Source organism: Streptosporangium sp. NPDC049644 (genome assembly GCF_040675205.1).
Lineage (GTDB): Bacteria > Actinomycetota > Actinomycetes > Streptosporangiales > Streptosporangiaceae > Streptosporangium > Streptosporangium fukuiense.
On sequence record NZ_JBFAOJ010000050.1, the window covers coordinates 56,383 to 67,433 of the forward strand.

The following is an 11,051-nucleotide window of genomic DNA, read 5'->3' on the forward strand; positions in this document are numbered from 1 at the left end:
CCTCAGCGGCGGGCGCGCTCCAGGGCGTCCCAGAAGCCGCGGCGCAGGGCGTGGCGGACCTCGTCGTGCAGGAGGAAGTCGATCGGCAGCGAGGAGCCCTGGAGCAGCCGTGCCTCCAGGTCTGAGGGCATCCGGGGCTTACGGGCGAGAACCGCCTCCAGCCACAGGGCGGGGGCGTCCTTGGCGACGGACTCGCCGAAGTCGTGGCCTTCCTTGTGCGCGGCCTTCACCGCGTCGGAGAGGGTCGTCGCGGCACCGTTCCCGGTGCTCTGCGTCGGCACGGGGGCCGGCTGAGGGCCGGTGTAGGCGCCCATCTGCGACGCCTGGTGACTCGGCATGCCGCCGGTGTTGCCCAGCGAGTACTGCGGGGCGGACGGCAGCGGGCCGGTCGAGCCGTTGGCGGCCGCGTGCGACGGCGTGGGAGCGGGCGAGAGCGGCGGTGCCGGGGGGGGCGAGGCGGCCGGGGCGGCCGGTGTGACCGGGGTCGCCGGGGACTCCTGGGGGTAGCTCGGATAGGCGGAGGGCAGCGCGTGCTGGGCATGCGCCGCGCGGGATGCCTGGACCGCGGGGACCGGGCTGGTGGCCGGGCCGGCCACCGGGGGGCCGTTGCCGCCGCGGGTCGCGACGGGGTGGCCGTTGGTACCGTGCTGGCGGCCGTTGGCCGCCAGGGGAGGCGCCTCGTCGCCGATCAGGCTGACGTGCGGCCGCAACTGGCCGGCACCGACCTCGATCAGGTCGTCGCACTCCTGGCGGAGCGTGCGGGAGACGGCCCAGCTGCCGTCGGCGCTGACGTGCACCACGGTGACCCGGATACCGAGATCCTGGGCGTCGCAGACGACCTGCGCCAGGTCCTCGTCGCCACTGACCACGACCGCGTCGCAGACCGCGCCGTTGCGGGCCAGCGTCATCAGGTCACGGTGAACCTGGGCGTCGACGCCCTCGCGGCGCCCGGGGCGGATGCGCGACAGGCGGAGCTTGAGGCCGGGGATGTCGGCCAGCGTGTCGTGCTCGGGAGTGCGCCGCCCCTCCACCGTCGCCTCGTACCAGTAACAGCGGAGCAGCGGCAGGCCGGTACGCTCTCTCGACAGCTTGTCGAGCAGTTGGAGCAGCCCCGGGTAATCCCAGGAGACCGCCTCGCGGTGGCGGGTTCCGTGCACCGCCATCGCGCCGTCGGACAGCAGGTAACCGGCGTCCACGAACAGCGCGCAACGATCCACCTGACACCGCCCTTCCTACGTGGCCCGATCCTCTGGCTCAGACAAGCCCGAAAGAGCCCAGACAGACGGCCCTTCCTCAGGGTAATCAAGCGGCTGACCGTCCGAGGGTGAATCCCGACGATTCCACCCGCGCTCGACCATACGCCGGACCGTTTACGCAGACCGTACCAGTTTGTCCCGTTCGTCAACCCCCTCCGCAGGGTGCTATACGCCATCCGTCTCCGAGGTCCCGCACCGCGTCCGCCGTACGGAGGGCCGGCCTTCTCGAAGGCGCCTACGAGACGGCCCGCACGCTCACCGCCGCCGCACCGAAAAGCAGGACGTCCTGGTGCGTGCTGAGTTCCAGCACCGGAGCGCGGCCGAGGCGTGCCCGGAAGCGGTCCACGTCCGTGCCGAAGGTCGCGCGGGCGCCCCTCGCCCCGGTGGCGGATCCGTCGAAGGGATTGCGCGGGTCCCGTCCCCCTCCGGCGGGCCTGAGGGTCCGGCCGGCGAGCCTCACCCGATCACCCACGACGCCCGCGTCACCCTCCCAGGTCACCAGAGCCACCTTCGCGGGCGCGCCGGCGGGCGTCAGACCCCCGAGCGGTATCCGCATCGAACGACGCCCCCGCTCCAGCACCGTCGCGGTGTCGACCACGACGGTCTGGCTGTACGGTCTGCGCGGGTCGGCCACGATGATCACCAGGCTCCACCCGGCATGGCGCGAGACGCCCGGCCTCGTCGAGGCGTCGGCCACCCAGTACGTCCCGCGTACCCTGCCCAGCAGCCGCGTCACATCGGCGAACGCCTGGTAGCCCCGCCCCACGGGCAGCTCTCGCTCCACCACCCGCGCGGCCCTGACCTGCCGGTACTCCGTCTCCCCCGGCACCTTGAGCTTGATCCGCCCGCTGGGGGGCGCGCTCGCCGACCAGTAGAGCCCCGCCCAGACCACCTTGCCGGCCGCCGGCAGCACGAGCCGGGCGGCGCTCGAGGAGCTCGTCGACGGATCCCCGTCACGATCGAGGGGACGCATCTCCCAGCTGTTGTTGTCGCGCCGGCCGCCCTGCCCCGAGCGGGCCGCCTCGCACCCGGGCTCCGAGGGCGCGCAGCTCAGCAGGGTGTTGCCGATCGCGGAGACGGCCACCCGGCCGTCGGTGGCGAACCGCGCCGGAGCGCCCTCCGCCCGTACGCCGCCGCGCGACCTGGCGGTCACCCGCGTCCCCGCCGTGGAGACCGTGACCGAGGGCACCGCCCCGTAGGCCGCGTCGTCCGACACCAGGACTCTCAGGAAGACCGCTGTGGCCCGGCCCGCCGGCAGCGGGCCGCGGACGCACCGGGCACCTCTCCGCCACGCCCGGCAGGACCAGCCGTCGACCGTGCCGACCGGCGTGACGGCACCGACGGAGTGTCCCCCGCGGGATCCGGAGGGCAGCGTCACGCCTCGCGGCAGCCCGACGTAGGCGACGACCTCCTCGCTCTGCCCACGACCCGCGTTGCGCAGCCGCACCGCCACGATGCCGGCCTCGGACCTGATCAGGGCACCGAGCGCGTCGATCCTGGCCACCAGGCGGGGCGCGAGCCAGGAACCCGTCCGGTCGTCCTGCCCCGTTCCCGTCGGCCCCGGCCCGGTCCCGGCCGGCTCGCCGGCGCCGGCCCCGCCGCTCTCACCTCCGGACGCCTTCGGCGGCCCGGAGGGCGTCGGTACGACGCCTGGGAGCGCCGGGGCCATGACGATCGGCTCGGAGGCCGCGCTCGGCGGGGGCGCGGGCTCCGAGCCCGATACCAGCACGAGCGCGGCCGCCGTCGCGACCGCGGTGGTGACCGCACCGGCCACGACGGCGCGTCGCACGGATCGGGGAGCCCGCCGCCAGCGGCCGGGCAGTCCGCCCCCCGTCGTGACGCCCATCCTGCCGAGCGCCGCCAGGTAGGCGGGGAACACGGGACCGACTATGAGCGGGCCGATGACGGATCGGATGCTCCGGCCGATGCCGGTCAGCTCCGTGAGCACCGCGCGACAGCCCGAGCAGCCCTCCAGATGCTCGTCCACGATCCTGCCCTGTTCCCTGGTCAGGCCGCCACGGATGTGGTGACCCAGCCTGGCCAGTGCGGGCCGGCACTCGGGCGCGGTCGTCTCGGCCAGATGAATGCGCAGGCACGCCTGGCGCATCCCCTCCCGCGCCCGGTAGGCGAGCGCGGCCGCGCCGTTCACCGTCAGGCCGAGCAGGAGTCCGGTGTCGTCGGGCCTGGCCCTCTCGACCTCGGCGTGCCACAGGACGAGCTGCCACCTCTCCGGCATGGACGAAAAGGCCCTGGCCACCGGCGAGCCCTCCAGACCCGCCGCGCCCGCGGTGTCGCCGACGGTACGGCGGAGGGCGGTGAGCAGGTGGACGCGGAACGCCTGCTCCGGGCCGTCTCCCTGGTCGATCACCTGGTGGACCGCCGCGAACGTCTCCTCGACGACGCCCTCGACCCTGCTCTCGGCACCGCTCTCGCCCCTGCTCTCGGCACCGAGGAGCAGGCGGGCCAGCGCGTACGCCGCGGGAGCGTGCCGCTGCTGGAGCACTCGGTAGGCGGCCACGTCGCCGTTCCTGGCGGCGGCCAGCAGTTCGGCATCGCCTTGAGATGTTTTCGCACTCATTGTGACCTCGCCATTACCCGGAGTTGCCTGCCGGATGATCCCGCAGTCCGCGCCGCGCGTAAACCCGGATCGCACTTTTGCCATCCGGCGGCCGGATCGGCGCCGCTCCCCGGTGGCCCCGGATCGGGCCGCCTTCCGGACCGCCCTAACCTTGGTGCCATGAGCGATCGCGAGAACCTGCTGGCAGAGATCAAGGGCAAGGGTGTGGTGCACGGCAAGGTCGTGTTGTCCTCGGGCAGAGAGGCCGACTTCTACGTGGACATGCGCCGGGTGACCCTCGACGGGCAGGCGGCGCCGCTGGTGGGGCGGGTCATGCTGGACCTCACCGAGGATCTCGGCTACGAGGCGGTCGGCGGGCTGACGCTGGGCGCCGACCCGGTGGCGACCGCCATGCTGCACGCGGCGGCCGCGCGGGGCAGGACGCTCGACGCGTTCGTGGTGCGCAAGGCACAGAAGGCCCATGGCATGCAGCGCCGGATCGAGGGGCCGGACGTGGCGGGGCGGAGGGTGCTGGCGGTGGAGGACACCTCCACGACCGGCGGATCCCCGCTGACCGCGGTGGAGGCGTTGCGGGCTGCGGGTGCCGAGGTCGTGGCGGTCGCCACGATCGTGGACCGGGGAGCCTCCCGGGCGATCGCCGACGCCGGGCTGCCGTACCGGACCGCCTACACCCTGGCCGACCTCGGCCTGGAGTAGCGGATCGACCGGTGCCCGGCGGGCCTGCCGCGGGAAGGCCCGGTTTCGGTCACCGCGGCACGCCTGGCGAGGTGCCGTCCTGCCGATCCTCGCCACGGCGAGGATCCACGGGGCACTACCGGTTTCGGGAGACCGTGAACTCCTGGCGTTCCCCCGCCTCGCCAGGAGCACGGACGACCCCGTTCACCTGGACCCGGACCGCGGCGGAGTCGGCCAGCACGACGTCGACCTTGGGGTCGAAGGACTGGAACTGCTCGCCCTCGGCCATCTCCCGGTCGAGCAGCACATCACCCCCGGTGACCTTCAGGAAGACCGTGGGGCAGTGCTCCCGCAGGCACTCGACGAGAACCGTCGGCACCCGCTCGGCGGAGGCGGAGGCGCTCGGAGAGACGTCCGCCTGGGACGTGCCGGTGGCCGGTGCGGCCGACGGGTCCGGCTCGGCGCCGGAGCCGAGACTGCCGATCAGCGAGAGGATCCCGACCACGATCAGGACGACGAGCGCCAGCGCCGCCAGTCCGGCGAGGACCAGGCGGGCGATACCCATAGGGTCAGACCTGTGGCGTCCCACACTGTGGAGATTAGCGGTTCGTGAGGATATTTCACGACAGACCCGGTGTATCAGCCTCGAAGCCCCGGAATCCTAGAAGATCCCCTACAACCAACCAGGTCATACTGGAGATCCCGTACCGGCGAGCCCCAGGAGTCCTCCGGAGATCTCCCACCGGTGGGCACCGAAACCATGCCGAGGACACATCCGTACGCCCCGAAGTGGTGGCGGAGCTATCCGGTTGGGAAGGAACCCGGAATACTGGCCCATGGGCGATGTCCTCATAGCCCCGTGCCAGCTGCCCACAGCCGTCTCCAGGAGATGACACGATGCCCATCGCGACCCCAGAGGTCTACGCCGAGATGCTCGACCGGGCCAAGGCGGGAGGTTTCGCCTACCCGGCCATCAACGTGACCTCGTCACAGACCCTCAACGCCGCGCTCAGGGGGTTCGCCGAGGCGGAAAGCGACGGCATCGTCCAGGTGTCGACCGGCGGCGCCGACTTCCTCTCCGGTACCACGGTCAAGAACATGGTGTCCGGCTCGGTGGCGCTGGCGGAGTACGCCCGTGTCGTCGCGGCCAACTACCCCGTGACGATCGCCCTGCACACCGACCACTGCCCCAAGGACAAGCTGGCCGGTTTCGTGCGCCCGCTGCTCGACATCTCCCTTGAGCGGGTGGCCAGGGGTGAGGACCCCCTCTTCCAGTCGCACATGTGGGACGGCTCCGCCGTGCCGCTGGAGGAGAACCTGGACATCGCCAGGGAGCTCCTGGAGAAGACCGCCCGCGCGAAGATCGTTCTTGAGGTGGAGATCGGCGTCGTCGGCGGCGAGGAGGACGGCGTCGTCGGCGAGATCAACGAGAAGCTCTACACCACCCCCGATGACGCCCTCGCGACCGCCGAGGCCCTGGGCCTGGGCGAGCGCGGCCGCTACATGCTCGCCGCGACCTTCGGCAACGTGCACGGCGTCTACAAGCCCGGCCACGTCAAGCTGCGGCCGAGCGTGCTCAAGGAGATCCAGGACGCGGTGGGCGCCAAGTACGGCAAGGAGAAGCCGTTCGACCTGGTCTTCCACGGCGGCTCGGGCTCGCTGCTCGAGGAGATCCACGAGTCCATCGCCTACGGCGTGGTGAAGATGAACATCGACACCGACACGCAGTACGCCTTCACCCGCCCGATCGTCGACCACATGTTCAGGAACTACGACGGCGTGCTCAAGGTCGACGGCGACGTCGGCAACAAGAAGGTGTACGACCCGCGCTCGTACGGCAAGGCCGCCGAGACCTCGATGGCGGCGCGGATCGTCGAGGCCGCCCAGCACCTCAAGTCGGCGGGCACCAAGATCTCCTGATGCCCCGGTGGCCGACACGGGCCGGGAATTCTCGGTAGGGAAAGCGTCTTGGTCCGGGTAGAACCGGTCAATGTTCGGAGGGTCCCCGTCAGGTCACGAGATCGGCTTCCTGAAAATCCCCGGGAGCCGATCTTGGCCTGGCGGGGGTTCACCAGATAGGACTGTCGCTATGGAATCGCACGAGAACCTTCTCGCCGGCCCGCCGCCCACCCTGCTCCCGGACCTGCCTGAAGCTCGACAGGCGCTGGAATCCGGCGCCCAACCGTCCGACGTCGCCGCGCGTTTCCCCGCCTACCCGACCGCCTGGGCGGCACTCGCGGACGAGTACTTCGCGGCGGGACACGCCGTGACGTCGTACGCCTTCGCCCGCACCGGCTACCACCGGGGCCTGGACCAGCTCCGCAGGGCGGGCTGGAAGGGACACGGCCCGATTCCCTGGGAGCATCTGCCCAACCAGGGGTTCCTGAGGTGCCTGCACGCACTGGCCCGCGCCGCCCAGAGCATCGGGGAGAAGGAGGAGGCCGAGCGGTGCTTCCAGTTCCTCAAGGACTCCAGCGCCGAGGCGTCCAAGGAGCTGACCGGCCGCTGATCCGGCCCTGATCAGCCCCTTGATCTGCCCGTGGGATCTCTCGCCCCGAGGTGGGAGATCCCCATTTCGGACGCCGTCGGGTATTCTCACCACGCAAGAGCCCCTGTAGCGATTGCGCCAGGGGTTTTCGTTTTTGCGGTGGGAGAATCACAATGCCGGCTGTCGTTCTCGTTGGTGCCCAGTGGGGCGATGAGGGCAAGGGTAAGGCGACCGACCTACTTGGCGATCAGGTCGACTACGTCGTCAGATACCAGGGAGGCAACAACGCGGGCCACACGGTCGTCATCGGCGACCAGAAGTACGCACTGCACCTGCTGCCGACGGGAGTGCTCTCACCGAACGTCATCCCCGTGATCGGCAACGGTGTCGTCATCGACCCGGGCGTGCTGCTGAGCGAGATCGACGGGCTCGAGGCCCGGGGGGTCTCCTCCGAGCGGCTGCTGATCTCCGCCAACGCGCACCTGATCATGCCTCACCACAAGGCCCTCGACAAGGTCACCGAGCGCTACCTCGGCAAGGCCAAGATCGGCACGACCGGGCGCGGCATCGGCCCCGCGTACGGCGACAAGATCTACCGGATGGGCGTGCGGGTCCAGGACCTGCTGGACCCGGGCATCCTGCAGAAGAAGATCGAGGTCGCGCTGGGCGAGAAGAACCAGATCCTCACCAAGATCTACAACCGTCGGGTGATCGACGCGAACAAGGTCCTGGACGAGTATCTCGGCTACGCCGAGCGCCTCAAGCCGCACATCGCCGACACCTCGCTGATCCTCAGCAGGGCCCTGGACGAGGGCAAGGTCGTGCTGCTCGAAGGCGGGCAGGGCAACCTGCTCGACATCGACCACGGCACCTACCCGTTCGTCACCTCCTCCTCCCCGACGAGCGGCGGCGCCTGCTCGGGTTCCGGCATCCCGCCGACCCGGCTCACCCGCGTGATCGGCATCCTGAAGGCGTACACCACCCGCGTCGGCTCGGGTCCGTTCCCGACCGAACTCGACGACGAGATGGGCGACTGGCTGCGCACCACCGGCGGCGAGTACGGGGTGACCACCGGCCGCAACCGCCGCTGCGGCTGGTTCGACGCGGTCATCGCCCGGTACGCCACCCGTATCAACGGTGTCACCGACTACTTCCTCACCAAGCTGGACGTGCTGTCCGGCCTGGAGAGGATTCCCGTCTGCGTCGCCTACGAGGTCGACGGGGTCCGGTATGACGAGATCCCGATGACCCAGACCGACTTCCACCACGCCAAGCCGGTGTACGAGGAGTTCCCCGGCTGGCAGGAGGACATCACCGGCGTCAGGAGCTTCGAGGAGCTGCCCGCCAACGCGCAGGCGTACGTGAAGGCCCTGGAGCGGATGAGCGGCTCCAGGATCTCCGCGATCGGCGTCGGCCCCGGCCGCACCGAGACGCTCCAGATCCACCCGCTGATCTAGGTCCGTTCCGGCCGGTCCCCGCCGCGGCGGGGACCGGCCGGGTGACGCCGCACGAGCGCGGTGGGCGGCGGCCACCGCGGCGGGCGAAAGTGCCAAGGGCATGGTTTCGACCGGTACGGCCCATGCCCGGCGTCGCCGAGGCGCGAGCCGTAATGGGGGATCGGTACGCGAGATGGATAAGGTCCCTGTGTGCATGCCGAGATTCACGGTCACCGTGGGGCCCGTGGGCTCCGTCCCGAGAACACCCTGCCCGGTTTCGCCCACGCCCTGGAGCTGGGCGTCGACGCACTGGAGCTCGACGTCGCACTGACCGCCGATCGGCGGCTGGTGCTCACACACGACCTCACCGTGTCCGCTGTGACCAGTACCGACGTCCGGCCCGCCTTCCACGGCGATCCCGCCTTCCCGTACGTGGGCAGGCCCGTCGGCGAGCTCACGCTGGCGCAGTTGCGCACGCTGGAGTGCGGAGTACGGGTGCCGCGCCACCCCGAAGACCGTTTCGTCCCGACCCAGCTGCCGGTGCCGAACACCCGGATGCCGACCCTGGGTTCCGTGCTGGGGCTGATGGACGCCTACGGAGCCGACGGGGTGCGGGTGCACGTGGAGCTCAAGTCGGACCCGACCAGGCCCGACCTGAGCGCCGAGGTCGGTGAGTTCACCGAGATGGTGGTCGCCGAGCTCGGCCGGCACCGCAGGCTCGACCGGGCGGCCATCCTCAGCTTCGACTGGCGCGTCCTGCGGATCGCCCGCTCCCTGGCCCCCGCGACCGGGCGGTACGCCCTGATCGAACGTGCCACCATGGACAGCGCCTGGCTCGACGGCCTCCGTCTGGAGGACTTCGGCGGCGACATCCCGGCCGCCGCCGCCGAGGCCGGAGGCACCACGCTCTCCCCCGAGCATGTGATGGTCGACCCCGAGCTCGCCCGGCGAGCGGAGAAGGCCGACCTGCCGCTGGCCGTGTGGACCGTCAACGACCCCGGGCGGGCGGCCGAGCTGCTCGATCTCGGGGCGGCCGCGATCGTCACCGACTATCCCGACCGGATGATCGCCCTGTGGGCCGGGCGGGGCATGCGTGTCCCGAAGCCGGTCACCCCCGCCCGCCCGGTGAGCGCCTGAGGGATCGGATCACATCCAGCCGTTGCGGCGGAAGCCGCGGTAGAGCAGCGTGCAGGCGATGACCATCACGCCGAGCACCAGCGGGTAGCCGAAGACGGAGTCGAGCTCGGGCATGTGCTCGAAGTTCATGCCGTAGATGCCGGCGATCATCGTGGGGACGGCCATGATGGCGACCCACGAGGAGATCTTCCGCATGTCCTCGTTGGCGAGCGCGTTGGAACGGGCGAGCGCCGCCTGCAGTATGGAGTTGCAGAGCTCGTTGGACGATTCGACCTGCTCGCAGACGCGGGCCAGGTGGTCGACGACGTCACGGAAGTACTCGCGCATCTCGGAGGGGATCATCCGGCGCTGGGCCAGTGTGGACATCGGCGCCTGGAGCGGTGTGACGGACCGCTTCATCTCGATCATCTCGCGCTTGAGGTTGTAGATCCGGCCGATGTCGCGGGCGCTGACGTCCGCGAAGACCATCGCCTCGACGTCCTCCAGCTCGGTCTGCATCCGGTCGGCCACGGTGAGGTACTTGTCGACGACGTGGTCGGCGATCGCGTGCAGCACGCCGGTGGGGCCCCGGCTGAGCAGCTTGGGCTTGTCCTCGAGGCGCTCCCGCACTTCCGAGAGCGGGCAGTGCCGGCCGTGCCGCACGGTCACCACGAAGTCGGTGCCGACGAACACCATGATCTCTCCGGTGCCGATGATCTCGCTGGTCGCGGTCAGCACGTCGTGGTCGAGGTAGGCGACGGTCTTCAGGACCACGAACAACGAGTCGCCGTAGCGCTCGACCTTGGGTCGCTGGTGAGCCTTGACGGCGTCCTCGACGGCGAGCGGGTGCAGGGCGAAGACCTCCGCCAGCCACTCGACCTCGGGGGCGTCGGGCTCGTGCAGGCCGACCCAGACGAAGGCGTTGTTCCCTTCCACGGACGCGTTGTGCGCGCGGACGAGCTCCAGGGCGTCGGGGATGCCCAGGGCCTCGATCTTCTTGCCGTCGATGTAGGCGGCGTACTCGACGAGCGAGTCGCTCGGCGGGACACAGACACCGCTCATCCGCGCACCGAGCGAGATGGCGGGCGCGTGCGGGGCACGGATCGTACGGGCGTGCTTGATACGGGGAAAAAGGAGCGAGGAGCGCATGGCGAGCCTTTCCCGCCCAACCTGGCGGGATTCCGCACGCGATGCGCTGTCACCACAAGGGGAGGCGGCGATGCGTGCGGTGCCGGTCGGGCACCGAGATGGGGTGGTCGAGGGTGCGCACAGCAGGCGTGCGCGAGCACGTACTGCTGGGATCGCCAGAGGACATCCCGAACCACCTCCAATCAGCAAGGGACACGCAAAGCAACTCAAAACTTAACACGAACGGGGAGATGGCTCTCAGCTTACTCCCAGGTTCAAGCATCGATCATGCACAACCTGACAAAATTCACACCCTGTTTACCGGTACCTCTCATGCGTATCGACACCTCCCGAACCCCCAGGGTTATCCACAG

At 70.4% G+C, this 11,051-nt stretch carries 9 protein-coding genes; 5 read left to right on the forward strand and 4 right to left on the reverse strand.

What is annotated here, in order from left to right:
- Positions 1 to 2: 2 nt before the first annotated feature.
- A complete protein-coding gene (locus AB0J58_RS25895) occupies positions 3 to 1,217 on the reverse strand; it encodes an NYN domain-containing protein (protein ID WP_364219896.1) in 1,215 nt (404 codons plus the stop codon).
- A gap of 274 nt (positions 1,218 to 1,491) precedes the next feature.
- Entirely contained in the window at positions 1,492 to 3,834 is a 2,343-nt protein-coding gene (locus AB0J58_RS25900; RefSeq protein WP_364219899.1) for a zf-HC2 domain-containing protein, read from the reverse strand.
- A 159-nt stretch (positions 3,835 to 3,993) separates the two neighbouring features.
- Here AB0J58_RS25900 and pyrE point away from each other — a divergent pair, with 159 nt between their 5' ends.
- Positions 3,994 to 4,530 carry an orotate phosphoribosyltransferase gene (gene pyrE, locus AB0J58_RS25905; protein WP_364219902.1) on the forward strand — a complete coding sequence of 179 codons (537 nt, stop codon included), beginning with the start codon at positions 3,994 to 3,996 and terminating at the stop codon, positions 4,528 to 4,530.
- Positions 4,531 to 4,645: 115 nt separating this feature from the next.
- Here the strand turns inward: pyrE and AB0J58_RS25910 are convergent, their stop codons facing one another.
- Positions 4,646 to 5,074, reverse strand: coding sequence for a hypothetical protein (locus AB0J58_RS25910; protein ID WP_364219905.1), 429 nt, complete (start codon positions 5,072 to 5,074; stop codon positions 4,646 to 4,648).
- A gap of 332 nt (positions 5,075 to 5,406) precedes the next feature.
- On the opposite strand from AB0J58_RS25910, the gene fbaA reads away from it, so the two are divergent.
- From fbaA to AB0J58_RS25930, 4 genes are all read left to right on the forward strand, one after another.
- Entirely contained in the window at positions 5,407 to 6,429 is a 1,023-nt protein-coding gene (gene fbaA, locus AB0J58_RS25915; RefSeq protein WP_364219908.1) for a class II fructose-bisphosphate aldolase, read from the forward strand.
- Between the two features lie 169 nt (positions 6,430 to 6,598).
- A complete protein-coding gene (locus AB0J58_RS25920) occupies positions 6,599 to 7,018 on the forward strand; it encodes a DUF3151 domain-containing protein (RefSeq protein ID WP_030916144.1) in 420 nt (139 codons plus the stop codon).
- 152 nt (positions 7,019 to 7,170) lie between these two features.
- Positions 7,171 to 8,454 carry an adenylosuccinate synthase gene (locus tag AB0J58_RS25925; RefSeq protein WP_364219911.1) on the forward strand — a complete coding sequence of 428 codons (1,284 nt, stop codon included), beginning with the start codon at positions 7,171 to 7,173 and terminating at the stop codon, positions 8,452 to 8,454.
- Between the two features lie 189 nt (positions 8,455 to 8,643).
- Positions 8,644 to 9,570, forward strand: a complete 927-nt coding sequence (locus AB0J58_RS25930; protein WP_364219914.1) for a glycerophosphodiester phosphodiesterase family protein — start codon at positions 8,644 to 8,646, stop codon at positions 9,568 to 9,570.
- A 9-nt stretch (positions 9,571 to 9,579) separates the two neighbouring features.
- Here AB0J58_RS25930 and corA read toward each other — a convergent pair whose 3' ends face one another.
- Positions 9,580 to 10,698 carry a magnesium/cobalt transporter CorA gene (gene corA / locus AB0J58_RS25935; protein WP_364219917.1) on the reverse strand — a complete coding sequence of 373 codons (1,119 nt, stop codon included), beginning with the start codon at positions 10,696 to 10,698 and terminating at the stop codon, positions 9,580 to 9,582.
- Positions 10,699 to 11,051: the final 353 nt, after the last annotated feature.